Raw genomic sequence first — 24,501 nt, forward strand, 5'->3', positions numbered from 1 at the left:
GCTTGGAACCCGCGCGACTGGAGAAATACATGCGCTACTCAGCCTTGACCAAACGAATCGCCGGTGACGGCGCTGCGGCCTGGCAAATTCATGACCGAGCACTGGAGTTACGTGAGCAAGGCATTGATGTGCTGCTGCTATCGATCGGCGATCCCGACTTCGATACGCCGCAGCCCATCATTCAGGCGTGCATCGACAGCTTGCTGGACGGCGATACCCACTACCCGGCAGTACGCGGCAGTCAGGGATTGCGCAACAGCATCGCCAACCGTCACCGACAGCGCAGCGGTCAAGTCGTGGATGCCGACCATGTGATTGTGCTGCCGGGTGCACAATGTGCGGTGTATTCGGTCGCGCAATGCTTGCTCGACCCGGGCGATGAAGTGATCGTCGCCGAACCGATGTACGTGACCTATGAAGGCGTATTCGGTGCCTGTGGAGCCAAGGTGGTGCCGGTGGCGGTGCGTCCCGAGAACGGCTTTCGGGTCGATCCGGCGGATGTCGCGGCGCTGATCACACCTAAAACCCGCGCCATTTTGCTCAACAGTCCGAACAATCCTTCCGGCGCCAGTTTGTCGCTGATGATCTGGCAGGAGTTGGCGTCGCTCTGTGTTCGTCACGACCTGTGGCTGATCAGTGACGAGGTTTACAGCGATCTGTTGTACGAAGGCGAGCACATCAGCCCGGCGAGTCTGCCGGGCATGGCCGAGCGCACGGCGACCATCAATAGTCTGTCCAAATCCCACGCCATGAGCGGTTGGCGAGTGGGCTGGGTGATCGGTCCGAAACGCTTGAATGACCACTTGGAGCATCTTTCGTTGTGCATGCTGTTTGGCATTCCGGATTTCATCCAGAACGCTGCGCAATTGGCGCTCGATGCGGATTTGCCGGAAGTGGCGCTGATGCGCGAGGAGTATCGCCAGCGTCGCGACCTGGTGTGCGCGAGTCTGCGTGATTGCCCGGGCATCCGACCGATTCGACCTGATGGCGGGATGTTCGTGATGGTCGATGTGCGCCAGACCGGGTTGTGTGCCCAGAGTTTTGCCGAGCGGCTGCTGGAAGGTTACGGCGTGTCGGTGCTGGCCGGTGAAGCGTTTGGGCCGAGCGCGGCGGGGCATATTCGATTGGGGTTGGTGGTGGATCAGCTGAAGCTGGCGGATGCGTGCCAGCGAATTGCGTTGTGTGCGGCGGACCTTCTGGAAGCGCGGCGCGCCTGACAGTTTTGTGTTGGACTTGATGGCCTCTTCGCGAGCAGGCTCGCTCCCACATTTGATCGCGGTCGAATGTGGGAGCGAGCCTGCTCGCGAAGACTGACTGACAGGCGCCGAATTCCTCAGCCTTTCCACGCCCCGACATTCACCAGATTCGCCGGCCGCTCACCCGCCAGTGCCGCTCGCCTGCTGAAACAGCTCCGGCAGGCTACGGTATTGCGCGTTGAATCGCTGTTCCACCGCCGGTTTTGGCGAGTGGCTGTGATAGATAACCGGCATGCCAAAACCGAAATGCCCACGCTGGGCCAGGGCCTCACCGATCCGCCCCATGCCAATGATGCCCAGGGTTTTACCGTGCACATCGCTGCCGAACTGCGCCGGGCCGATGTTGCGGTTCCACTGGCCGGCGCGAACCATGTCCGCCAGTTCCACTACGCGCCGGGCGGTTGCCAGGATCAGCGCGAAACCGGTGTCGGCGGTGGTTTCGGTGAGTACGTCCGGGGTGTTGCTGAGCAGGATTCGCCGCTCGGTCAGGTAGTCGATATCATAGTTGTCGACCCCCACGGAGACTCTGCATATTGCCGGAAATAATTCACCGCGCTGCGGTCTGCTGATTATGACTCGATTTTTATAATACTGATCCTGCCATCTGCCTCGATACATGCTCGTTTGACTTGAGCACAATTTTCGATTCCGTTTTCGCGTAACTGCGCCATCAACTCTTCAGTCGTGATTAGCTCCATTCGCATATTTCTTCGCAGCATTTTTCCGTCCTCTATATGGAGCAAAGTCGTGGCATGCAAAAATCGTCCCATCGCAGGAGAACGATGAGCCACCCATTCAAGGGAATATGTCCAAAATAAAAGTGTGGCGACAAGCACGGTCCCCTCCACAACTGACTTGTATTCGGACGCAAATCTGTTGCCAGCGACCTCGGCCAGCAGCACGATAACGAGAACATCAGCAGTCCCGCCATGGTGTGCTCCTTAGGTTTTCTTGGGACGTGACCGTCGATATGTACCGCGGCTGCCGCATCGACGGGAGGTCGGATGCTGAGACGACCAGCCCGCTGTCGAAAATTATCGATCATAAGACCGGCGTTCACTCATCATTTGCTCGTCGTATCAAGTCCGCGCAAAAATTCCACCATATCCGCCCGCTGAGCCGGCTTCGCGACGTAGAACGGGTGCGGCTCCCGGCTCCCACGCTTCGGATCGAGCAGCGCATCGAGGCTAACAACCGAGTTGTCGTGGAGATAGGCCGGCTTGCGTGCCAGATCGAGCAGCAGCGGCAAGGCCAACCCCCGCGGCGCGCCGCGCTCGCTCGCGTCGATGATGACCATTTTGTCGTCATAGCCTCCGGGGGAATTCTCGATCGGGCTCAGGGGCGGCTTGCGCTGCGCCAGCGTGACAGGGTCGTACGCCGGCCATAGCTGCTTCAAGTTGATGAGCTTCGTCGCCACGTGCCTGTTTTGGTCCGCGTTGTGGCACTGGATGCAGTTCTCTTGGAACAACGTTCGTCCGCGGCCCGCCATGGACGTATCGACCGTAGCGCCTTTGGGTGCCGGCAGAGCGTGTAAATATGCCTTCAGATCCAGCAACTTTTGCATATCAACCTGCCGCCCGGACGGCGTGTCGCGGTGACCCGCCTTGTGCCCGCTGGATGCCTTGATGAACGGATAACCGGTGACCCCCGTTTCCTTCAGGATCTGAACGTAGTTCGCATGTAACTCTTCACCTTTTTTTCCTGCGAGTAACATGAGTAATTCGCGCCCTTGGGGTGTGGCAAGGGTGGTGAGGTCAAGGTTCGTGGTATAGGAGGCGTTGCTGATGCCCTCCAGTTTTTCGTGCAGGCCATTGCTGCCATAGGGCCCGGCCAAATCTTGACGGAACAACGGGGTGTTTTGCACCGGGTTGCCGATGCCGTCCGCGGTTTCGTCGAATGTGCCGCGCGGATAGAACTCGGAGTTTTTCAGGTACGCATCGACCTCCGCCTCGGTCGAATCCCGACCGATACCTTTGGGGGCTCGCCCTATCGTCTCGCCGCCCAGTTCGAGCTGCAGATTCGGATAATAGGCACGGGAATTGGCGGACATTGCGAGCGCCTTGCCCATGTCCAGCGAGAAGGTGCCGAGACCATCGAGACGCCGCCCGATCGACCCCTTGCCCGCCATCGCCGCCACCGAGCCGTCGGTGATGGTGTGGCAGATCGCGCACGTGACGCCTATCTTGTCGCCCCGGCGAAGGTCGATCTTGCCGTCGTTGTTGCTGTCCTTGGCGGCAACGCCGATCAGGGCGTTGGCCTCGATAACTTTCAAGGCGACTGCCGGGTCGTGCAGGCGCGTCGCCTTGGCTGCGGATAAGTCAGTCTTGAACTCTTGAGCGAGCGTGCGCTGCAGGTTTTCGTCGAGAGCGCCCGCGTCGATATGAAATCCGGTCTCCAGAAGCTGCAACAGCGTGACCTTCTCCTGCATCATGCCCTGCGGCAGCCGCATCGCGTCGGTCCAGAACCCTTCGTTGCCAAACGTTTCGAAGCGAAATACGTCGCGGCCGGCCTGGGCGTTCCCCGGTGATGCGCCTGTCGATGCCTCCGAAGTGGGAGTTGACGAATCCGGTTGCTGACCCGCTTTTTTCCCCTCGGCCATCGGCGTGCAAGCTGACAGCGCGATCACTAACCAAGTGGAGAAAATCGGCGCAATGCAAACTCTCACGTTAGTGGATTCATTCAAACCTCTGTAAATGTTTTCCAGTTTCATGTTGATTCCTTAATTTGTATGATTCTGGTGGAATGCAGCTGCCTGTCCGTTTTTTTACATACTGCTGGTGATGGTTTACCAGGCAGTTTATCTCGAGTTAGCGAGGTATCTTTTGTACAAACCCTGATAAATACGCACCGTCAACGACGTATGCGAGTCAGCGGTGCATTGATAGCAGAGGGGAAGGAAACTTTGCTCGATGATATGCCGGAGTTCTAATGTAGATATCATTTTCGCCACTTTTCAACAACGGTAAGCTAAGAGGCCTTAGTCGTGAGGTCGGCGTGGTATTTGCGCCTTTTTGGGCCACAGAGTTGGCTTCGGGTTCAGTATCAAGCTTAGGTAACCATCGAGCAACGATTAGACTCTTTTGTTGTTAGGTCAACGGTAAATCGTTGTCGAAAGCTATCAACCAAAGTCTTAGCGTACGATTTTTTTCGAATTCTGTAGGCGCCCCTAAAGTGTTGAATGTGGTGCAGAGGGTGTGATTCAAGGAATTACTTCCGATTTTTTCACGACATTACTTCCGAGCGCTTTTGTTTGTGCGAAATGTCTATCCATTAAAAGCTAAATAAATCATGTTATTACAGGCCTGATGTCCTGATTTTTCCCTTATCTCGGCATGACCCCTAACACACCTTGTCGAAGTGTCCTGCCTAGCTCCCTTCGGCCATGCCTTTCTCATCCTGATTATTCAGACAACAAGTCTCCCGGCCAGGGAGTAAGTGAGACCAGATCCAGTAGCGCGCAGGTCGATGAGCGATCTATGAAAAACCTGATCAGGCAGGTCTGTCGGCAGATCACGAAACCGAGCTAACTGAGCTTAAGTGGACTTTCTGTTCCGTTGCTCCCCAAATCCCTGGCTCAGAAAAGTTCTTTAACCACGAGGTAAATAGAACGCCGATTGGAGTGATAGACCAGATGAAGGAACTTCTCGATACTGACTTCTGACGGCGGCAGAGCGACCAAAGTCAAGACAACACCTCACTTTCTGCGGGGTGCTTAATGGCAACCGGCCTAACTATTGTTGTCGTTATCCTGACTGTCTACCAGCGCAGCCAGAGCTGTCCGAGTAACGCACCTATCATAGTCGGCACCAACATACCCAGTGAGTACCATATTCCCCAAAATGGCACTTCCATCTCGGGGCAGTGCAGACAGTATGCAATCGTCGCCATTGCACCGGCGAGTAGTCCGCCGCAGGCACCCGCCAGTTTCAGGTGAGTGGGTGCGAGACCGCCTAATGCCCAGTACACGGCAATAAATCCTGGAATCGACAGCAAGGTTATATTGAGTGCGCATACTTGCCAGGTATTGCCGAGGATGATCGCGACGCGGACGTCAGGTGCGGCCACCATGAGTACATAGATGGAGCCGACCCACACCGCTGCGACTGCGGCAATGATCAGCAACTTCCCGGAGCCCGGAGCCATACCCGGTCTTGCCAGCCGCGTCAGCATGCTCAGCGCACCGATCATCAGGCAAAGCGCAAAGGCGATTTTCGCCCAAAAGATCGGTGTTGCTATGACCTGATCCAGATCTGGACGAACGCCCATTATTACCATTACGAGCAAAGTGGCGCCCAAGAGGCCGGCCAGCACCGCGCCGCTGAATCGCTTAGCGAGCGTCCTATGGTCAACCGGGGCCACACCCGACGCGAGCATGGAAATAAAATCATCAGTATTCATCGTGCACCTCTAACTCTTAACGCCAGTGCTTTAAGCCCACGGTGTATGCCTATCTTTACCGCAGACTCAGATAACCCCGTCACCCGAGCGGTTTCAGTAACAGACAGCCCCTCTAGTTTCACGTGCACGATAGGTAGACGCTGACGTTCAGGTAGCTGCTCAAGCAGCCTGCTGAGGTCGCGACTGGCCTGCGCAGGTTCAAGATGCGGCTCGGCAAATAGCTCTGCCGCATCGTCAAGGGAATCGTTGAACACGTCATGACGTGACTTCCCTCGGAAAAAGTCAGTGAGCTTGTAGCGCGCAATGGCAAAAACCCACGCCGTCAGCGGTTGATCCGCCCGATACGTCTGGCGCGCATTATGAACGGCCAGCAGAACCTCTTGCAGCAAATCCTCGATTTCACCAGGTCGCTGCTGAAGTCTCGAGCGTAAAAAGCCGCGAAGATGACCACTTAACTCCGATAAAAACGTGCGATAAGCCCGTTCGTCTCCGTCCAGTCCTGCGATAAACAGAGCCTGAAGATGGAGCTCTCGACTGCGCAGCACGTCGTTATGTGTAGTTCGTTCCATCGTTCGCTCGGGTTACACGGAAATTAAAATATCTCGCTCATGCACGAAGCCGGCGTTGGTGACGGGCAGCGAATCTTACATGCGGTTACCGGCATAAGGTTACAAGCGAATCAGTTTTGCAGATCTGAGAAATATTTTGCGGTCGCTGTAACCGGTTATAGGAAGCCATCGAACTACCTTTTGGATCGCAACCAAAGTGCTCAAGCGCTGATGCGACGCCACCCCCATCATCTGGAGACAAACCATGAACAATCTCAAACTTGCCGCCCTCGCCGTTGCCTTCTCTTCGTTTGCTGCCGGTGCTGCTATGGCCGCAGAGACTCCTGCCGCAGCAGGCACCATGGAGAAATGTTACGGCGTTTCCCTGGCCGGAAAGAACGATTGCAAGGCGGGCGCAGGTACCACCTGTGCAGGCACCGCCAAAGTGGACTACCAGCCTAATGCCTGGAAAAACGTTCCTGTGGGTACTTGTACTTCCATCAAAACACCAAAAGGCATGGGCACTCTCGCGCCTATGTAATCGTAATACCACGGGGGCTCACCAATCATGAAAACTGAATTCCAGATGGGGGCCGGACTCGGCCTGAAACCGCACCATTACCCAGACGCGCTTGACTGCACGGCTGAGGGTCTCTGGTTCGAAGTTCATCCGGAAAACTACATGGTAGGTGGTGGCCCCCGTCTCGCATGGCTGGAGGCGATTGGGAGCCAACACCCGCTTTCGCTGCACGGTGTTTCACTTTCACTTGCCGCCGATTGTCCGCCGGACGAAAAGCATTTGAAGCGCCTGAAAGCACTGGCCGATCACGTTCAGCCCGCATTGATTTCCGAACACCTAGCCTGGTCAGCATGGCGTGGTCAGTATCATCCTGACCTACTGCCATTCCCTCGTACGGTCGAGGCATTGCAGCGCATCGTAGGCAATATCCAACGTACACAAGACGCCCTAGGACGTCATATCGCAATTGAAAACCCCACCCATTACCTACGCCTGGATGGTCATGAATTCAGCGAACTCGACTTTTTGACCGAGCTGAGCGTGAGAACTGGCTGTGGGTTACTACTGGATGTCAATAACGTACACATCAGCGCGCATAACCTGGGCTTCGATGCGGCGACGTATCTGGATGCCTTCCCTGCCAAGGCGATTGTGGAAATCCATTTGGCAGGCCACGCAGTGGATCCGGGGGATACGCGGTTGCTGATAGACACTCACGATGCTCCCATCGCTGACGACGTCTGGTTGCTGTATCAACGCGTTATCGAACGGATCGGCATGCGCCCGACCTTGATCGAGCGCGACGACAATATCCCAGGATTCGACGTCTTGCTGGCTGAACGAGACAGAGCGCAGACTCTGTTGAGCATCGGGAAGAAGCAACCATCGGAAGTGACGATATGAACACATCACTCGAAAGCTTTCAGGATGCATTCGTCGATGCGTTATATGAGCGAAATTCGATCGGAATGACTGCTCTAATCGAACAGCCCGGTTTTATGGTGTACCGCAATACGGTATTGAAAGGATCGACGGACGCATTACTCGCGAACTTTCCCACAATAGAGCGCTTGGTCGGTACAGAGTGGCTCAAGGCCGCTGCAGCGATCTATGCCCGGCAGTCGCCACCGACGGATTCCCGATTGCTGCACTACGGCGCTGACTTCCCGGATTTTCTCGACGCTTTTGAGCATGCGCGAGAAATGTCTTATCTGGGCGACGTCGCCCGCCTGGATCTGCTCTGGACAGAAGTCCATTGCGCTAAAGATGAGCCCGACATTGATCCGCGCGCATTTGCGAGCCTGTCCCAAAAGGACTTGGCGCGTAGCCGGCTCACACCGAGGGCCGCTTCCCGTTGGGCCTGGTTCCCAGACCACCCGGCCTACACCCTCTGGCGCTTCAATCGCGAACAGCGGGACATGCCTGATGAACTCGACTGGCGCGGCGAAGGAGCGCTTCTGACGCGCAAGCAAGGTCGGGTTTGTTGGGAGGCCGCCAGTGCTGCGGATTGCACATTTCTAGACGCCTGCGCGGCACACCTGCCGCTTGAACTGGCCGCAGAAAAAACCCTTGAAGTTCAGCCTGATTTAGATCTGGAAGACCTCATTGTCCGCTTGTTCAGAGCCGACGCGTTCGTCGCTGTAAACACCCATCGCTCTTTGTGAAGACTTAACACCAACTTACCAACGGAGCACATCATGGGCGTGATACGAAATACTTCGTCCACCGCCGACAAATCTCTGCGTGGCATTTGGAACCGCATTGCAGACCGACTTGGCTTAATGATTGGTGACTCGCTATTGGTGCTGGTTGCTCGCCTATCCATCGCAGCCATTTTCTTTATATCAGGACGCACCAAAGTCAGTGGATTTTTGACGATCACACCCAGTACCTATGAGCTATTCCGCACAGAATACTCACTGCCATTCATCTCTCCAGAACTGGCCGCGCATCTCGCTACCTACAGTGAGCATTTGTTTCCACTGCTTCTTGTGCTGGGCCTGTTCTCCCGACTATCAGCATTCGCGTTACTGGGCATGACTTTTGTGATCCAGGTGTTTGTCTACCCTGACGCCTGGCCAACGCACTTTTCCTGGGCGGGCCTGCTACTGCTCATCGTCGCACGTGGTGGAGGTGCAATGTCGCTGGATCGACCACTTGGCATCAAGTGATGCTTTGACTGCTATACAGTCTCGGATAGCCACCTCTTGGCGACATGATGGTCGAAAAAGTGGACGCGCTCGTTTGTTTGAACGTCTGGAGGCTGAGGAAATTTCTGCGCCTATCGAGTTCGGCACCATCGGTAAAAAGGCCGACACATCCAACGAACTTTCAAGATGACAGTGGTTGCCTATACGGTGAAGACCCACGATGTTTGCTGGCAAGCGTTTAAACCGTAAGCGATCCACTGTGTACACATTCAAAGCTGTCAGTTGAAGCCAGATGCTGTGTTCCCGATATCCATCAGGAGCCCGCAACCATGATGCGTCCCGACGCCACCCAGTGGGCGAGGGCGGCGAGGTGGTTGATCTCGGTAATCATCTGCTGCGTGCTGGCCCACAGGCTCGGGCGCAGGTTCGGGTCGAAGGACACGCTGCGCTCGGCATCACGCATGCGGGTCATCAATTCGAAAGACATTTCCCGCGCCGTTTCGGACAATGCCGGGGGAATGCCGGTGGCGTGCAAGTGCCGGGCGTTGAGTAACTCAGGCGCGATCGACTGCCGCGACAGATGACTCGACGCCGAACCACGCCGGAACTACTCGACCACCGGATCGCTGCCATCGTCGGTGCGCGACTTGAGTTGAAAACCGGTGGGGTGCGCGGTGTCGATGGCGACGTTGCTGCAATCCAGGCCTTCTTTTTCCAGGGTGTCGATGACGAACCGGCCCAGCGAATCAGCGCCGACCCGGCTCAGCCAGGCGACGTTGAAACCCAGCCGCGACAAGCCGATCGCGACATTGCTGTCAGCCCCGGCAATGCGTTTGTGGAAACGGCCGACGTCGGCCAGGTCACCGTTCTGTTCGGCGACAAACATTGCCATGGTTTCGCCGAACGACAGAATATCGATCTCAGACATTAGCGCTCTCCAACCGGGATTGACCGAGGCGGGCGAGGGTGGCGACATGCTCGGTGGTCAACTGCACCAGGTCGTCGCCTTGCAGCGGATAAGCGGATATTCCGCCGCCCGCATGATGCCTTGGGCCATGTGCCGCATCAGTTGTTCCCACAGATGCAAGTCACTGGCGGCAGGCGGTATGTTGCTCGACTTCAGTGAAAAGCGCTGGAAGGGTTCGATGCGGCCACCGTGCAGGGGCTGATCATTTTCCACCAACAGCTGCACGGCACTTTTGCCCAATATGCGGGCCAGGGTTTGAAGGTCGCTGTTGTCGGTGAAATAGCCCAGGGACACTTTCAGCCATTTGGCGCCGAATGCCTGGGCGCGCTGCAACGCAGAGATCAGTTCGGGATTGGGTTTGGACTGGCCAACCAACCACAATTCCATCGGGGAGGAATACACACTTTCGAGACCTTGGGCCTGGGTGGCATTGTATACCTCTGAAACCGGTTTCATTTTTGTTCAAAAAAAGGTGGGTAACCACTGTGGGAGCGAGCCTGCTCGCGAAGAGGCCATAACATTCACCGCAAATTCCCAAGAGTCGACCCACGCACAATCAACCGCGCCGAAAAATCCAGGGTCCGCACCGGCCCGTCATCACCGCGCAAACGCTTGAGCAAACACTCAAACGCACTCGCGCCAATCTCGGCCGTCGGTTGGGCGAGGGCGGTAATCCCGCTCCCCACCAGCGGATACCAATCCAGATCATCGAGGGCTATCAGGCCGACGTCCTCGAACAGATTGCACTTCAGCTCACGCAACGAATGGGTGCTGGCCAACGCGGCAATGCCGTTGGCGCAGAACAGCGCTTTCGGGCCGGGGCCGGGCGTTTCGAGGAAGGTTTTCAACCGTGCGGTCAGTTCGCTACCGGTTTCGATGAGGGTGCCGCGAAGTGTCGGACGCTGCTCGATCTGCGCCTTGAAGCTGCTGACCCGCTCGATCCGCGAACTGGTGCCGTCATAAGGTTCGGTGACCAGCAGCACGTCGCGATAGCCGCGCTCTTCAAGGTGCGCGAGGGCGAGTTCGACCGCTGCCGAATTGTCCAGCCCAACCAGATCACTCTCGAGTTGTTCGACCTTGCGATCCACCAGCACCAGCGGCATTTCCCGATGCAGTTCGCGCAACTCGTCGCGGTGGTGGCCGAGGGTGTTCACGATCAAACCTTCGATGTTGTACGAGCGCAGCAGCGCCAGGTGCTGGCGTTCCTGCTCGTCATCGCGGTCGGTGTTGCACACCACCAGGCTGTAGCCGTGCTGACGGCAGGCGGTTTCCACCCCGTGCATCACGGCAATCGAATAAGGGTTACGGATATCGGCCACCAGCATGCCGATCAGACGAGTGCGCCCGCGTTTCAGGCCGCGGGCCATCTGGTTGGGGCGATAGCCGAGCTCGCTGATCGCCTGCTCGATGCGTAAGGCAATCGCATCGGAAAGCAGGGCGCGGTCGTCGCCAATGAAACGCGAAACGCTGGCCATGGAGACCTTGGCGTGTTCGGCGACGTCCAGCATGGTGACGCGGCTGCGTTGGGCAGCTGAGAAATCGTTCACGAATGGGCGGCCTTCTTATTGGAATTATTCAGGGTCAATCATTCAGCTGTGAAACCGGTTTCAGGAAGCAGCATAACTCAACAACTCGTCAAGTCTTGTTTGCCCCACGCCAGGCAGATGGATCTCGTAAGTCCGACGAACGGTCACAAAACCTGTCATATGTGACAGTAGGCGACGAGCGAATAACCACGTTTAATTTCTTTCAGATCGAAGGCTTGCGCTGTACCTGGAGAACGGTGGATGAACTCTTCAATAAGTGGTGTTGCAAACATCGGAATATTGGCAGAGCCGTTGAGAATTGACGGTGTCGGAGCCGACGGTCTGCTACCGCCCGAAGCTTCCGTCGTCGGTGCGAAGTTGTTGATTCCGATGTGGGAGGCACCATCCGTTAAACCCGGCAATGGAGATCTGCTGGAGATCTGGGTGCTTGAACCGGGCGCCGCGCAGGAAACGCTTTTCTACAGTAATCGGTTTCCCGTGCCAGTGACCATCCCGGCATTTTTCCTTTTGCCGGCGCAATACCTGCAGCGAGAGGGAGAGATTAGCCTGCGGTATCGGGTAACGGCCGAAGATACCGGTAACGACGATACATCAATGCCCCAACGATTCACCGTAAAGCGTGCGATCCCCGTCAATCTGGCTGAGCCGACATTCCCGAGCGCGACCTTGTGGGGGTACCTCAATTGCAGCTCGTTGCCGAAGTTGTGGGAGTCGGTTTTCGTGCATGTTCTCGCACAACCGGGGCGGTTCGTTCTGGATGATGAGTGCGTGCTGGATTGGGAGGGCTTCACCAGTCTGAATGGCGTCGGGTCGATTCCGGGTACGGCGCTGCAACTTACTAAAAGGTTGACGCAAGAAGACGCCAGTTCCAGCAAGGGATTCGATTTCATACTGGAGAGCGATAAATACGAACAACATATAAAACCGATGGAAAAAAATGCATCGGCAGTGGCCCAGTACACGCTTTATCGAAATCGCGTTGCTTTAGGTAAGTCGTCACCAGGCTTGGTGAAGATAGATCGGGGTGTTCCGGGTGAAAGTGCGTCTTGTGGCCCCGTTACACAGGGAGGGTTAGTTTCAACCTCTTTAAATGCTGTAAATCATGTTGAACGTTGCACAGCATCAATGCCAGGAGCATGCAGCCTGCAGTCGCGTGATTCTTCATTGAGTAATAATATTGATGTTTCAGTAATTAACTCATCGATGGAGTGTACGAAAATGAATATGCAGGTTAAAACAGATGTCGGCATTTTAGCGTTACCACCAACCATTGTTGGCCTACTGCCGGATAAGCGATTCACTTATAAGCAACTCAGGGAAGACCGGATCATAAAGGTGCAGTTAGCCGATATTGACGATAAAAGCCCCGATGGTGGTGCTAAAGTCGAACTTCATTTGTTCCCGAAAGGTGTAACCCCTGTCGAATTCGATCCCACTTATGTCGTCGAGACCAAATTCAAAGCCGACGCGCCTGGGGGGGATTGGACATTTCCGATCGAGTTCGATGTTTCCGTCACGTCACTGATCGAGAGGTTTGATGCGAACGGTGAGTACACGCCTTACGAACTTGCATTCATCATTTACGATGCCTTCGATAACAGCGATACCTCCGGGCCGTTCGCCGAAGCCTTGGTCGACTTGACCGCGCCTACCAACGGCAACCCGGTGGGCCCAATGGTACAGGCACAAGGCCGACGCCACTGACCATGGGGGGGACGGTGCCTGCCGTCATCGACGACGCCTGGTTGAACGACCCCGCCAACGCCGGTGGGCTGAGCCTGACCATCCCCACCGCTTATCAAAAATTTGAAGCGGGCAACGACAAAGTCAACTTCTATATCTCCACGCAAACAACCTTTTCATTGATGCAGGGCGAGGAGGCAGCCGTTAAAGACGTGCCTCTACCCGTTGGTGGCGTTGTCACGGTTACGCATGCGTTTCTGGCTGGCCTGCCGGAGGGCACGTACTTTTACTCCTACAACCTCAAAGACTTACCGGGGAACATCAGTAATAACGCAGCCATCACCACCCTATTCCAAAGGGTCAGGACACCGGCACCGGTGCTCGATGCTCCAAGAATTCCGGTCACTGCCGGCGGTACGCCGATCACCTTCTCGACGGTGCATCCTGCACCGACCAAAGCCATCATGGAAATCGATTTTCCACTTAACTCGTTACCCGGTGACCGGATCATCCCGTACATCACCTCCGACCAGGCAGGTGCGCCTATTGCCTTGCCGGAGCGTGTGATTCCACCCGCAGGCACTCCAGGCCCACTGACATTCGAACTCGATTACGAGATTTTTGAACAGGTGTTCGGAGATCCCAACGGGGCCGAAGACGTGGAGTTCGAGTATTGGTATGAACTGTCTCGCTCTACTATTGTGCCCACTCCGGTTTCGCCGTCCGCATTTGGCGTAGTCGACTTTGCTTACGCCGGGCCGGAACAACCGAACTTGCCGGAGCTGGAAAACCCCAATATTTCTCCGGTGGTCATTCAGGGCGCAGGCACACCAGTGCCGGCACCCAACACGCTTGGCCCGGCGCAGGCAGGAATTGCTGCAATAATGAACTGGCCTGTGTGGACTGACCTCGATCGACCTGTCACAGGGCGTGAAATTGTCAAGTTCTACTACCAAGGCAAACAGGTTGGCGATCCGGTGCCTGTGCGTGCGGGTGATAGGGTGGTCACGACTACATTGCCGTGGGACACGATTCGGGCTGAAGGGAACGGCACTGCCGCGAACGGAAATCCCCGAGAGGCTTACGTGACCATCGAGTACCCTGGCAGCGCCAACGTGATGAAACAGCTGATTACGACAAAAGTCGATGTGACGGCGATCGTGATCAATTTGGCGGTGCCACAAATTATTGTTTCAGCCTTCAGAACGGCAGCTAACACGATCGTACCGGAGCGCGTCGTTACCAGTATCAACTGTCCGAGCCTCAACCACCCGGCCGTGGCGAATGGCCCCATGCCGCCTTATCAGGCGCGCAACCTGCGGATCAGAATCCGGCGCGACGCCAATATCCCGACGGGCGCCACGGTGGATCTGGTGTTTGAAGGCCGGGTAACCAACGCGGTGGGTGCCCCTGCCATCCCCAATACACGCATCGAAGCTACAGCGACTATGCCGGCGACCGGCGACCTGGAGTTCAGACTGACGAACTACACGGCAATCAAAGAGATCCAGTTACCAAGTCCCGTCCCGGGCCAACGTCCCGCTACCCGTTATGCGCGTATCGCTTATACGGTCAACGGAATTGAGTCTCAGGTCACGGTTCCCGTCGCGCTCTTGAACTCGAGCCTGGTGTATTGCGAGCAAGAGCGTCCTGAGCCCACCCCTTAATGGATGCTTGAAGTAAGTCTTCCTACTGATGATGGCGGCATTAGTTGTCGTCTTCATCAGTGGAAGCGAAGACTTTTACGTTCAGATACGGAGCCTCGCACAATAAAAATGGATAAATCGTACATACACAAGGATTTGTCCTACATATGGTTTGATAGGTAAACCGTAGTCTGGCGGCCGCTTTAGTCCGGCTCGCTCACAGTTTGAGTCGGAGACTCGTTCCTGACGGAATGCAATCGAGTAGGACTCAACTATGTCGTCAAAGCCGCAATTTCCATTTCCCAAAACATCGATCGGCATCTGGACATTTTCGTTTTTGTCCCTCGTGTTGAATTCATCACTGATCCAGGCTGCCACTGTCCCGGCGGGCACCACTCAGTCCATCGATTCCAATACGCCCCTTGAGAACTGGCAACTTGAAGCCAACGCCGCACTCATTGGCTCCGGCGCCGCAACGCTCGGTATCACCAGTTCAGCGGGTGGGGTGATCGACCTGACCAACTCGAGCGTCACCTCAGCAGGGGAAGGTGGTTTTGCCCAAGGTATTTTCCTGACGAACGCCAACGCCATCCTGAGCAATTCAACGGTGACCAGTGTCTCAGGAATCGGCATATCGGCTGTACGAGGCGTCTCAAGTATCGGCGGTTCCACAGTGACCCTGCGTAACCAGGCTGTTGTTCGAGGTTTGCTAGGCGGGATCGCGGGCAACCGTTTCAGTGAACTCAACGTTCAGAACTCGACCGTCGAAGGCACCGGCGCCAACAGTTTCGGGATTCGCATGCTTGAGGGTTCATTGTCTGCCACTGGTAGCACGATTACCGGTGGTCTCAACGGCTTGACCGTGGGCACTGACACACAGGCATCAGCGATCATTCCAACGACGATCGTGCTGGACAGTACTCGTGTGGAAGGCCAGAGCGGCTCGGCCATTGTGGTCGGCATCAATGCGCCGAACTTCCCCACCGTGGCCAACATCGAAGTACGCAATGGCTCGAGCCTGATCGCTGGTAACGGTACGCTGCTTGAAGTGGGCCCTGGCGCCTCGGCCGGTTTTCTCGTGGATAACAGTGACTTGATTGGCAATGTCGTGGTTGCTTCAGGCAGTTCGGCCAACGTCACCTTGCAAAACAATGCGTCGTTGACCGGTGATTTACAGAACGTTACCTCTGCAACCCTCAACAATCGCGCGAGCATGACCGGCAACGTGCTGGGCGCCTCAAGCGTGGTGATCGACAACGCGTCTACATTCACCGGCAATTTGCAAGAGGTAGCCAATGCCACAATCAGCAACCAGAGCGTGATGACCGGGAATGTCACTGCCGCGCCCGGCAGTGTTGCCGGCCTGACGTTGGCCAACGGTGCCAGCCTGATCGGTGAGGTGAACAATGTAGCCAATTTCACCATCAGCAATCAGGCACTGTGGCAGATGACTGACAGCCAGTCGGTTAATAACCTCACACTTAACAACGGCGGCAGAGTGCGCCTGGGGGGGAATCAGGAATACTTCCAGCTGAACGTGGCCAATCTCGCGGGCAGCGGTACATTTGAGATGGGCACTGATTTCAACAAGGGAATCAGCGATCTGTTGAACGTCACCGGCGGCGCTGCCGGCAATCATCAGTTACTGGTCTCCAGCACAGGTCTTGATCCTGTCAATGACTCGTCGATCAAGGTGGTGCAGAGCGTCGCAGGAAGCGCTCAATACGGCCTCGTCAACGATCGGATCGATGTCGGAGCGTTTACTTATCGGCTGGTCAAGGAAGGAGATAATTGGTACCTGCAACCCGATAAAGAGGTCGTTAGCACACCGACCCGTGCGGTAATGGCGATTTCCGCCGTAGCGCCTACGGTGATCTATGGCGAGACCGTTTTATTGAACAACCGGATGGGGGACTTACGTGTCAACGGGGGGCAAACAGGGGGGTGGGTCCGCTCTTTCGGTAGTCGATACAGTATTAGCAACAATGCTTACGGGAATGGTTACAGCCAGAACCAGTACGGGATTTCCATGGGGGTCGACACCCCGGTACAGATTGCAGGCGAGCAAGTATTGCTGGGTGTTTTTGCCGGTTACAGCAAGTCGAATCTCGACTTGAGTCGCGGCAGCTCCGGCGAAATCGATAGCACATCCATCGGCCTCTACGGTACCTGGCTCGGTGATAGCGGCTACTACCTGGATACTGTGGCCAAACTCAATCATTTCCAAAACGATGCCAGAGTGTCGATGAGTGACGGCGGGTTAACCGAGGGTCATTACAACAATTTGGGCGCGAGTGTATCGGGTGAGTTTGGTAAACACATCGTATCCGATCCATGAAGCACACCTATCGCCAGGTGGGCCTCTCGTTTACCGTGGCATTTCCGGTGAGCAGTTCCACGGCAGCAAGGCTTCGTAGTCTTCCACCGACGAGGCATGCGGCAAGCGCTCAAGTACGTGGCGCAGCCACGTATAGGGCTCTTGGCCGTTGACTTTGGCGGTCTCGACCAAGCTATAGATCTGCGCACTGGCGGTGGCGCCTTTGGGTGTATCGCTGAACAGCCAGGCCTTGCGCCCAATCACAAACGGCTTTATTGCACGCTCCGCCGCGTTGTTGTCGATAGGTAAAAAACCAGCTTCAACGTAACGCTCCAGCCGAAGCCAGTTGCTCGCCAGATAATTAACCGCTTTACCCAGCACGCTTTGCGGTGTCACTTGGGACTGCGTTTTATCCAGCCAGCTTTTCAACTGGGCGAGGATCGGCAAGCTCTTTTCCTGCCGACCGATAAATCGCTGCTCGTCGCTGACGTCTTTCAGCTCACGCTCGATGCCATACAGCTTGTTGATCATCGTCAGCCCGATATCGGCACGCCCGGTCTTGCCCTTGGGCTGCACTTTCTGTGCTTCCACGAACTTGCGACGTACATGAGCCATGCACGCCAGACGTTCCACGCCCGGCTGCAACGCCAGCGCGTTATAGCCTGCGTAATCGTCGGTCATGACGTAGCCGCGATAACTTTCCAGCAGACGCAGCGGTACGTCCTGCGCACGGCTGGAGGTGTAGTCGAACAGCACGACTTTGCGATCCGGCGGGCCGCTTGCTTGCACCCACATCCAGGATTGGCTGGTCGGGTCTCGATCCGGCTCTTTGAGTACCTGGACGCGGGTTTCATCGCAGTGGATGACCGGACTTTCCAGCAACCGCTCGCGCATCAGATTCAATAACGGTTGCAGATGTTCGCCGCACTGGATAATCCAGCGGGCCAGCGTTTGGCGCGGGATTTCTATGCCATGTCGGCTTAGCACCGTTTCAAAACGATGCAGCGGCAAGCCATCGACATACTTGGTGGTCAGCAGCATCGCCAACACGCTTGGACTGGCCATGCTCTTTTCGATTAATTGAGCGGGCTTGTCGGCGGTGACCGGCGCTGTTTCACAGCCACGGCAGCCGTAAACCTTGCGGATATGTTTGATCACGCGGATCTGCATCGGCACGATGTCCAGCTGTTCGCTGGTTTCTTCACTGATCACATGCTTGCGGCAACCGCAGGCACAGGTCAGTTCGTGTTCGGGCAGTTCGTGGATGACTTCGATACGCGGCAGATCAGCCGACAAGGGTTTGCGCTTACCACGGCGTAGAGTCGGAGCAACGACTTCTTCGTCAGCGTCGCCGACTGAAGGCATCGGCTCGCTTTCGGGCTCGTTGAACAGTGCCAGTTGCGGTGTGTTGGGCTCGACCGTCTGCTCGGATTTGCGCCCGAAGATACGGTCACGCAACAGCTTGATCTGTTCTTTCAGATCAACAATGTGGGTGGCGTAAGCGTCTTTGACTTCCTGCTCGCGCGAGCGTGCTTCGTAACTCTCAAGCAGCATCTGTTTGAGCAGTACAGGATCGTCAGGAAGGTTTTCGGGCAATGGTCGCATGCCCTGGATTATACCCGTCAGGCAACAAACCTTGGAGTCAAAACCTTGTGCGGCCGGTTGCGCCAGAGGTCAAACCCATCCAGTAACCAGTTCAGTTCTTGCACCGTCAGCACGATGGCCTCATCCAGTTCATCGGGTGAAGTTTTGAACCGCTCGGACTCCAGACGCTTGAGCCAAAGGCAGAAGCCGTTGCGCTCCCAATACAACACCTTGACGCGGTTGCGGTGGCGATTCAGAAAAACGAAAAGCACGGGGTCAAACACCGCGACTTTGATATCCAGTTCGACCAGCGCAGCCAGGCCGTCGATGGACTTTCGAAAGTCCACCGGTTTGGGGTAGAGGTACACTTTTTCAACACTGGCATTGGGACGCATCATGGTGATGGGCTCCTGATGGAAATCGGGAGTACAGCATCCGTTGTCAGCTATTCGCTTGGAATGTGGGGTTCGTGGAGCGGATACAACACATCGACTTCAAGGACGGGTATTACGCAGAAGTGTTTACTCAGTGGCAAGCAGCCGCTGTGGAGGGTAAGGACTTCAATCTGGATAACGGCTTGAAGGCTGACGCCGACACAACGCACTCCATGCTTGGCAAGGTGGGCGTGACGCTGGGGCGCGGTATGACACTGTCCAATGGTAGCGTACTGCAACCGCATATTCGGGCAGCCATTGTGCATGAGTTTGCGAAAAACAACGAAGTGCGAGTCAACGATAACAAGTTCAACAATGACCTGTCGGGGAGCCGGCTCGAAGTGGGGGCAGGTGCCTCATGGACATTGAATGACCGCTGGCAACTCCATGCTGAACTGGACACCAGTAAAGGTGACAACGTCACCAAAGACTTCGGCATCAATATGGGGGCTCATTACAAGTTCTAAACATTTAATAAAAAAGGGAAGCTTCCGCTTCCCTTTTTTATTGGCGTCAGAATAGTTTATCCAGCCTTCAACACCTGGAAGTTGCCCTTGAGAAGAAAGGTCTTTTCGTCAGTGCCCGGTATTTCGAGGTTGACTTTGAAGGTGCCCTTGACCCTTTCTCCCGTGGCCGGCTCCACCACGATGTTGCCCGAAATACCTTCGTAGATAGTGTTATCTTCGTCTTTGAAGCTGAAACTCACATCATCGCGACTTTTCAATGCATAGTCGCCAGTTTCGAAGTTTGCGGGAATGGAAATCAACAGCTCTCGAGCAGGCAAGTTTTTTGCTTTTGTTTTTGGGGCAGGTCGATGAATGGCCGTAATCAACACGGCTTCAGTCATTTTGGTGCCTGCTTTGACCCTCTCGATCAGTCGGGAAGTAGCGATAAATTCCGGAAATTCTTTGCCAGTTGCGAAAGCCGAGGCGTTGACGTAGTTGCCGTTTGCAAAGCTGTTAGGTTTGATTGTAGCGGTCATGGTTTCGGTCTCCGTTACGTGAAGTAAGGTATCCAAAGGCCATGCTCGGCCCTAATCCTGGATGAACTATAAAAGCCCGTTTTTGAACAGGTTGTAAACTGTCATTGTTGACAGTTTACAAGGACTGGCATTTGTGAAATTAATGACCAAACATCACCCCAGGTGTCTGCTGATATGCACTGATAGCGCTCGCTGCTATACCGTGACAGGAAGCCAGGCAGAACATAACAACAGCGCGCTCATGCTTCTATTGAAATACCTTCGCGCAGCGGGTGATCGCAACCGGGTTTATCCACTGGAGCCCGGCCGCTCTCCATAATCCGAGTTGAGGGTTGCCGGACGTAGATTGGGGATCGATCAGAACCAGTGGCAGGCGGGGGGCTTCGCCATAGCGGGCGCGCCAGTGCAGATAGCGGGTCAGGGGTCCTGGGCCAGGTCGATCCAGTTGTGAGTTCTCATGCTGCACCTGCGAGTCGGATTGCCGACTCTTTTAACGCCCGCGTCGAGGGTGATGACTAAAACCTTTGTGCTGCGATCAATTGAACAGTCCTGCCGCGATGTTGATCGAGAACCCGAGAATGGCCGTGTTGAACAGAAAGCCGATCAGCGACTGCGCCAGCACAATTTTGCGCAAGTCCCGAGTCGCCACGCCGACATCAGACGTCTGTACCGCCGCGCTGATGGTGAACGAGAAATACAGGAAGTCCCAATAATTGGGCGTTGTCAGGCCTTCAGCAAAACGCAGTGCCGGGTCTTTGCCGCCCCAGGTGTAAAACAGCCGTGCGTAGTGCACGCTGAAAATCACCCCGATCAGCAGCCACGAACCGATCACCGTCAACGCGGTAAACCCGTAATGCAGCAGCTTGCGAGTGGTTTCCAGGTCCTTGCTGCCGGACAGCTCGAAGGTGATGGTTGCCAGGCTGGCAATCGCGGCGATGCACACAACAAACAACACCAGCCCCGCGTTTTCGTCCTCGACCACGGCAATGCGCTTCACGTCCGGCGCTTTGGCGCGCGCGGTGAGCCGGAGCATCAGGATCAGGTAAGTCCAGACCCCGGCATTCCAGCCGAAAAGTATTTTGCTGATGATCGAGTCGGCCGGAGCCAGAATGCCCACCGCGACGCCGAGCGTGGCCGCGGCGGACAGGCGAGGGTGGGTGCGGGCGAGGAAGGGCATGTGAACTCGATAGGCCTGGGGATGCAAACACATTAGCCCGGGTGGTCGGTTGTGACCATAACCCTGAAGTCGATGCAAACCCTTGTGGGAGCGAGCCTGCTCGCGATGAGGCCGTAACATTCAATATCCATGTTGACTGTTACACCGTTATCGCGAGCAGGCTCGCTCCCACAGGGGTAGGTGTTGTGGGTTAGATTTCCTTATGGCGCTTGCGCACCAGTTTCATCACCACCACAAAAAACACCGGCACAAACAGCACCGCCAGCGTCGCCGTGATCATCCCACCAATCACCCCGGTGCCGATCGCTTGCTGGCTCGCCGAACTCGCGCCAGTCGCAATCGCCAGCGGCACCACGCCAAGGATGAACGCCAGCGACGTCATGACAATCGGCCGCAACCGCAGGCGCGCGGCTTGCAGCGTGGCGTCGATCAAGTCGTGGCCTTCGTCGTACAGGCTCTTGGCAAACTCGATGATCAGGATCGCGTTTTTCGCCGACAGACCGATGATGGTGATCAACCCGACCTTGAAGAACACATCGTTGGGCATCCCGCGCATGGTCACGGCCAGTACCGCGCCGAGTACGCCGAGCGGCACCACCAGCAGCACCGAGGTCGGAATCGACCAGCTCTCATACAGCGCCGCCAGGCACAAGAACACGATCAACAGCGACAGCCCGAGCAGAATCGGTGCCTGGCTGCCGGACAAGCGTTCCTGCAATGACAGCCCGGTCCATTCCTGGCCCAATCCCGCCGGGCCTTGCGCCACCAGCCGTTCGATTTCGGCCATGGCTTCGCCGGTGCTGTGTCCGGGCGACGGTTCGCCGGAAATGCTGATCGCCGGGTAGCCGTTGTAGCGCGTCAATTGCGCCGGCCCCTGGGTCCATTTGGCCCGGACGAAGGCCGACAGTGGCACCATTTTCCCGGCGTTGTTGCGCACGTGAATCTTCAGCAGATCGGCGACCTGACTGCGCTGATCGCCTTCAGCCTGGACCACCACGCGCTGCATCCGCCCCTGATTGGGGAAGTCGTTGATGTAGGCCGAACCGACGGCAGTGGACAGCACGTTACCAATGTCGGCAAAGGACACGCCCAACGCATTGGCCTGTTTGCGGTCGACTTCCAGCTGCACCTGCGGCGCTTCAGCCAGGGCGCTTTCGCGCACATTCATCAGGATTGGACTTTTCTCGGCGGCCGCCAGCAACTCGCTGCGCGCCTGCATCAACGTGGCATGGCCGAGGCCGCCACGGTCCTGCAAGCGGAATTCGAAACCGCTGGACGTACCGAGACCATCCACCGGCGGCGGCAGAACCGCAAACGCCACGGCGTCCTTGATCTGGCTCAATGCGATGTTGGCGCGATCGGCAATCGAACTCGCCGAGTCGTCGCTGCCCCGATCAGACCAGTCCTTGAGCGTGGTAAACGCCAAGGCGGCGTTTTGCCCGCTACCGGAAAAACTGAAGCCGAGAATCACCGTGCTGTCGCCAACGCCGGGTTCAGTGGCGTTGTGGGCTTCGATTTGCTCGACCACCTGCACCGTGCGGTTCTTGCTCGCACCCGGTGGCAATTGGACGTCGGTGATGGTGTAGCCCTGATCTTCCACTGGCAGGAACGAGGAGGGCAGGCGACTGAAGCACACGCCCAATCCGATCAGCAGCACACCGTAGATCAACAGATAGCGGCCCGTGCGTTTCAACGCATAGGCGACCCAGCCCTGATAACGCACGGTCAGTTGCTCGAAACGCCGGTTGAACCAACCAAAGAAGCCACGTTTCTCGTGATGCTCGCCCTGGGCAATCGGCTTGAGCAATGTTGCGCACAGCGCCGGAGTCAAGGTCAGGGCGAGGAATGCCGAGAACAGAATCGACGTCGCCATCGACAACGAGAATTGTCGGTAAATCACCCCGACCGAACCCTGCATGAACGCCATCGGAATGAACACCGCGACCAACACCAGCGTGATGCCGATGATCGCGCCGGTGATCTGCTTCATCGCCTTGCGCGTCGCTTCCTTGGGCGACAGGCCTTCGGTGGCCATGATCCGCTCGACGTTCTCTACCACCACAATCGCGTCGTCCACCAGGATGCCGATTGCCAGCACCATGCCGAACATGGTCAGCACGTTGATCGAGAACCCCAGCGCCAACATGGTCGCAAAGGTGCCCATCAGCGCCACCGGCACCACCAGGGTTGGAATCAGCGTGTAGCGGATGTTTTGCAGGAACAGGAACATCACCGCAAACACCAGCAACATCGCCTCGCCGAGGGTGTAAACCACCTTGGTGATCGAGACTTTGACGAAGGGCGAGGTGTCGTACGGGATCTTGTATTCCACCCCGGCCGGGAAGTAGCGCGCCAGCTCGTCCATCTTCGCCCGCACCAGGGTCGCGGTGCTCAAGGCATTGGCGCCCGGCGCCAGCTGCACGCTGACGGCGGTCGACGGTTTGCCGTTCAGGCGGGTGGAGAACTGATATTCCTGACTGCCGATCTCGACCCGCGCCACATCGCCGATGCGCACGGTAGAGCCGTCGGGATTGGCCTTCAACACGATGTCAGCGAACTCTTCCGGGGTCGACAGCTGACCTTTGACCAGAATGGTCGCGGTGATTTCCTGGGTGGTGCGGGTCGGCAAGTCGCCGATGCTGCCCGCCGAAACTTGAGCGTTCTGCGCGACGATGGCGGCGTTGACGTCGGCCGGGGTCAGGTTGAAACCGATCAGCTTCTGTGGGTCGATCCAGATCCGCATTGCCCGCTCGGCACCGTACAGCTGCGCTTTGCCGACGCCGTCCAAACGCTTGATCTCATTCATCACGTTGCGCGCCAAGTAATCGCTGAGCGCCACGTCGTCGAGCTTGCCGTCGCTGGACGTGAGGGTGATCAACAGCAGGAAACCGGCGGAGACTTTCTCTACCTGCAAACCCTGCTGCGTCACCGCTTGAGGCAGGCGCGACTCGACCACTTTCAGGCGGTTTTGTACATCGACCTGCGCCATTTCCGGATCAGTGCCCGGCTGAAACGTCGCGGTGATGATGGCGCTGCCGAGACTACTCTGGGATTCGAAATACAGCAGGTGGTCAGCGCCGTTGAGTTCCTCCTCGATCAGGCTGACCACGCTTTCGTCCACGGTCTGCGCCGAGGCACCTGGATATACGGCATAGATTTCGACTTTCGGCGGCGCGACGTTGGGGTATTGCGCAACCGGTAGCTGTGGAATGGCCAAGGCGCCGGCCAACAGGATGAACAGGGCAACCACCCAGGCGAACACCGGGCGATCGATAAAGAACTGCGGCATAAA

Annotated in this window: 20 protein-coding genes and 3 pseudogenes; 9 read left to right on the forward strand and 14 right to left on the reverse strand. The window is 56.5% G+C overall.

Features of this window, described 5'->3' with window-relative positions; genetic code table 11:
- Window positions 1-29: 29 nt before the first annotated feature.
- The gene (locus ACYZTX_RS15645) at window positions 30-1,217 is read left to right on the forward strand and encodes a pyridoxal phosphate-dependent aminotransferase (RefSeq protein ID WP_462034823.1); all 1,188 of its coding nucleotides are present in this window, start codon (window positions 30-32) and stop codon (window positions 1,215-1,217) included.
- 177 nt (window positions 1,218-1,394) lie between these two features.
- On the opposite strand, the pseudogene ACYZTX_RS15650 reads toward ACYZTX_RS15645, so the two are convergent.
- The 6 genes and pseudogenes from ACYZTX_RS15650 to ACYZTX_RS15675 form a co-directional block, all read right to left on the reverse strand.
- A pseudogene (locus tag ACYZTX_RS15650) lies at window positions 1,395-1,793 on the reverse strand (NAD(P)-dependent oxidoreductase); the annotation flags it as partial.
- 32 nt (window positions 1,794-1,825) lie between these two features.
- A complete protein-coding gene (locus tag ACYZTX_RS15655; protein WP_462034824.1) occupies window positions 1,826-2,092 on the reverse strand; it encodes a DUF421 domain-containing protein in 267 nt (88 codons plus the stop codon).
- Between the two features lie 227 nt (window positions 2,093-2,319).
- On the reverse strand, window positions 2,320-3,966 hold the full coding sequence (locus ACYZTX_RS15660) for a hypothetical protein (protein ID WP_462034825.1): 1,647 nt from the start codon (window positions 3,964-3,966) through the stop codon (window positions 2,320-2,322).
- Between the two features lie 87 nt (window positions 3,967-4,053).
- A complete protein-coding gene (locus ACYZTX_RS15665) occupies window positions 4,054-4,197 on the reverse strand; it encodes a DUF1652 domain-containing protein (protein ID WP_462034826.1) in 144 nt (47 codons plus the stop codon).
- Between the two features lie 815 nt (window positions 4,198-5,012).
- Complete coding sequence (locus tag ACYZTX_RS15670) at window positions 5,013-5,654, reverse strand: DUF1109 domain-containing protein (RefSeq protein ID WP_462034827.1); 642 nt, start codon at window positions 5,652-5,654, stop codon at window positions 5,013-5,015.
- Complete coding sequence (locus ACYZTX_RS15675) at window positions 5,651-6,223, reverse strand: sigma-70 family RNA polymerase sigma factor (protein WP_462034828.1); 573 nt, start codon at window positions 6,221-6,223, stop codon at window positions 5,651-5,653. Before ACYZTX_RS15675 ends, ACYZTX_RS15670 begins: the two co-directional genes overlap by 4 nt.
- Window positions 6,224-6,467: 244 nt before the next feature.
- On the opposite strand from ACYZTX_RS15675, the gene ACYZTX_RS15680 reads away from it, so the two are divergent.
- Genes ACYZTX_RS15680 through ACYZTX_RS15695 form a run of 4 tightly spaced genes read left to right on the forward strand, consistent with a single transcriptional unit; the run spans window position 6,468 to window position 8,893 of the window.
- Window positions 6,468-6,743 (forward strand): BufA1 family periplasmic bufferin-type metallophore, encoded by a 276-nt coding sequence (locus ACYZTX_RS15680; RefSeq protein WP_462034829.1) that lies wholly within the window; start codon window positions 6,468-6,470, stop codon window positions 6,741-6,743.
- A 27-nt stretch (window positions 6,744-6,770) separates the two neighbouring features.
- A complete protein-coding gene (gene bufB, locus ACYZTX_RS15685; RefSeq protein WP_462034830.1) occupies window positions 6,771-7,625 on the forward strand; it encodes an MNIO family bufferin maturase in 855 nt (284 codons plus the stop codon).
- Window positions 7,622-8,386: an HvfC/BufC family peptide modification chaperone gene (locus tag ACYZTX_RS15690; RefSeq protein ID WP_462034831.1), complete on the forward strand. Its 765-nt coding sequence runs from the start codon at window positions 7,622-7,624 to the stop codon at window positions 8,384-8,386. The genes bufB and ACYZTX_RS15690 overlap by 4 nt, the downstream gene beginning before the upstream one ends.
- Before the next feature lie 33 nt (window positions 8,387-8,419).
- Complete coding sequence (locus tag ACYZTX_RS15695) at window positions 8,420-8,893, forward strand: DoxX family protein (RefSeq protein WP_462034832.1); 474 nt, start codon at window positions 8,420-8,422, stop codon at window positions 8,891-8,893.
- Window positions 8,894-9,209: 316 nt separating this feature from the next.
- Here ACYZTX_RS15695 and ACYZTX_RS15700 read toward each other — a convergent pair.
- The 3 genes and pseudogenes from ACYZTX_RS15700 to ACYZTX_RS15710 all read right to left on the reverse strand — a co-directional run.
- Window positions 9,210-9,800: pseudogene (locus tag ACYZTX_RS15700) on the reverse strand (sugar kinase); the annotation flags it as partial.
- Window positions 9,793-10,283 (reverse strand): annotated as a pseudogene (locus tag ACYZTX_RS15705) (AP endonuclease); the annotation flags it as partial. The pseudogenes ACYZTX_RS15705 and ACYZTX_RS15700, both read right to left, overlap by 8 nt.
- Window positions 10,284-10,360: 77 nt before the next feature.
- On the reverse strand, window positions 10,361-11,386 hold the full coding sequence (locus tag ACYZTX_RS15710) for a LacI family DNA-binding transcriptional regulator (protein ID WP_462034833.1): 1,026 nt from the start codon (window positions 11,384-11,386) through the stop codon (window positions 10,361-10,363).
- Between the two features lie 240 nt (window positions 11,387-11,626).
- Here ACYZTX_RS15710 and ACYZTX_RS15715 point away from each other — a divergent pair, with 240 nt between their 5' ends.
- The 3 genes from ACYZTX_RS15715 to ACYZTX_RS15725 all read left to right on the forward strand — a co-directional run bounded on the left by ACYZTX_RS15715 (window position 11,627) and on the right by ACYZTX_RS15725 (window position 17,053).
- Window positions 11,627-13,090: a hypothetical protein gene (locus tag ACYZTX_RS15715; RefSeq protein ID WP_462034834.1), complete on the forward strand. Its 1,464-nt coding sequence runs from the start codon at window positions 11,627-11,629 to the stop codon at window positions 13,088-13,090.
- A 14-nt stretch (window positions 13,091-13,104) separates the two neighbouring features.
- Window positions 13,105-14,736, forward strand: coding sequence for a hypothetical protein (locus tag ACYZTX_RS15720; RefSeq protein WP_462034835.1), 1,632 nt, complete (start codon window positions 13,105-13,107; stop codon window positions 14,734-14,736).
- 253 nt (window positions 14,737-14,989) lie between these two features.
- Complete coding sequence (locus tag ACYZTX_RS15725) at window positions 14,990-17,053, forward strand: autotransporter outer membrane beta-barrel domain-containing protein (RefSeq protein ID WP_462034836.1); 2,064 nt, start codon at window positions 14,990-14,992, stop codon at window positions 17,051-17,053.
- A gap of 30 nt (window positions 17,054-17,083) precedes the next feature.
- Here ACYZTX_RS15725 and tnpC read toward each other — a convergent pair whose 3' ends face one another.
- Window positions 17,084-18,637: an IS66 family transposase gene (tnpC, locus tag ACYZTX_RS15730; protein ID WP_462033115.1), complete on the reverse strand. Its 1,554-nt coding sequence runs from the start codon at window positions 18,635-18,637 to the stop codon at window positions 17,084-17,086.
- Window positions 18,638-18,654: 17 nt separating this feature from the next.
- Complete coding sequence (gene tnpB / locus ACYZTX_RS15735) at window positions 18,655-19,014, reverse strand: IS66 family insertion sequence element accessory protein TnpB (RefSeq protein WP_412041168.1); 360 nt, start codon at window positions 19,012-19,014, stop codon at window positions 18,655-18,657.
- 71 nt (window positions 19,015-19,085) lie between these two features.
- Here tnpB and ACYZTX_RS15740 point away from each other — a divergent pair, with 71 nt between their 5' ends.
- Window positions 19,086-19,517 (forward strand): autotransporter outer membrane beta-barrel domain-containing protein, encoded by a 432-nt coding sequence (locus ACYZTX_RS15740; protein WP_462034837.1) that lies wholly within the window; start codon window positions 19,086-19,088, stop codon window positions 19,515-19,517.
- A 56-nt stretch (window positions 19,518-19,573) separates the two neighbouring features.
- Here the strand turns inward: ACYZTX_RS15740 and ACYZTX_RS15745 are convergent, their stop codons facing one another.
- From ACYZTX_RS15745 to ACYZTX_RS15755, 3 genes are all read right to left on the reverse strand, one after another.
- On the reverse strand, window positions 19,574-20,032 hold the full coding sequence (locus tag ACYZTX_RS15745) for a hypothetical protein (RefSeq protein ID WP_462034838.1): 459 nt from the start codon (window positions 20,030-20,032) through the stop codon (window positions 19,574-19,576).
- Window positions 20,033-20,567: 535 nt separating this feature from the next.
- Window positions 20,568-21,209 carry a DUF1345 domain-containing protein gene (locus ACYZTX_RS15750; RefSeq protein WP_462034839.1) on the reverse strand — a complete coding sequence of 214 codons (642 nt, stop codon included), beginning with the start codon at window positions 21,207-21,209 and terminating at the stop codon, window positions 20,568-20,570.
- A 190-nt stretch (window positions 21,210-21,399) separates the two neighbouring features.
- Window positions 21,400-24,498, reverse strand: a complete 3,099-nt coding sequence (locus ACYZTX_RS15755; protein WP_462034840.1) for a multidrug efflux RND transporter permease subunit — start codon at window positions 24,496-24,498, stop codon at window positions 21,400-21,402.
- Window positions 24,499-24,501 lie beyond the last annotated feature (3 nt).

The sequence above is a fragment of the Pseudomonas sp. MDT1-17 genome (assembly GCF_054898105.1).

Bases quoted from the DNA above. Each gene is read 5' to 3' on its own strand.
- ACYZTX_RS15645 (WP_462034823.1), top strand. From the start codon at position 30: ATGCGCTACTCAGCCTTGACCAAACGAATCGCCGGTGACGGCGCTGCG.
- ACYZTX_RS15660 (WP_462034825.1), bottom strand. From the start codon at position 3,966: ATGAAACTGGAAAACATTTACAGAGGTTTGAATGAATCCACTAACGTG.
- ACYZTX_RS15665 (WP_462034826.1), bottom strand. From the start codon at position 4,197: ATGATATCTACATTAGAACTCCGGCATATCATCGAGCAAAGTTTCCTT.
- ACYZTX_RS15670 (WP_462034827.1), bottom strand. From the start codon at position 5,654: ATGAATACTGATGATTTTATTTCCATGCTCGCGTCGGGTGTGGCCCCG.
- ACYZTX_RS15675 (WP_462034828.1), bottom strand. From the start codon at position 6,223: ATGGAACGAACTACACATAACGACGTGCTGCGCAGTCGAGAGCTCCAT.
- ACYZTX_RS15680 (WP_462034829.1), top strand. From the start codon at position 6,468: ATGAACAATCTCAAACTTGCCGCCCTCGCCGTTGCCTTCTCTTCGTTT.
- bufB (WP_462034830.1), top strand. From the start codon at position 6,771: ATGAAAACTGAATTCCAGATGGGGGCCGGACTCGGCCTGAAACCGCAC.
- ACYZTX_RS15690 (WP_462034831.1), top strand. From the start codon at position 7,622: ATGAACACATCACTCGAAAGCTTTCAGGATGCATTCGTCGATGCGTTA.
- ACYZTX_RS15695 (WP_462034832.1), top strand. From the start codon at position 8,420: ATGGGCGTGATACGAAATACTTCGTCCACCGCCGACAAATCTCTGCGT.
- ACYZTX_RS15715 (WP_462034834.1), top strand. From the start codon at position 11,627: ATGAACTCTTCAATAAGTGGTGTTGCAAACATCGGAATATTGGCAGAG.
- ACYZTX_RS15725 (WP_462034836.1), top strand. From the start codon at position 14,990: ATGTCGTCAAAGCCGCAATTTCCATTTCCCAAAACATCGATCGGCATC.
- tnpC (WP_462033115.1), bottom strand. From the start codon at position 18,637: ATGCGACCATTGCCCGAAAACCTTCCTGACGATCCTGTACTGCTCAAA.
- tnpB (WP_412041168.1), bottom strand. From the start codon at position 19,014: ATGATGCGTCCCAATGCCAGTGTTGAAAAAGTGTACCTCTACCCCAAA.
- ACYZTX_RS15745 (WP_462034838.1), bottom strand. From the start codon at position 20,032: ATGACCGCTACAATCAAACCTAACAGCTTTGCAAACGGCAACTACGTC.
- ACYZTX_RS15750 (WP_462034839.1), bottom strand. From the start codon at position 21,209: ATGCCCTTCCTCGCCCGCACCCACCCTCGCCTGTCCGCCGCGGCCACG.
- ACYZTX_RS15755 (WP_462034840.1), bottom strand. From the start codon at position 24,498: ATGCCGCAGTTCTTTATCGATCGCCCGGTGTTCGCCTGGGTGGTTGCC.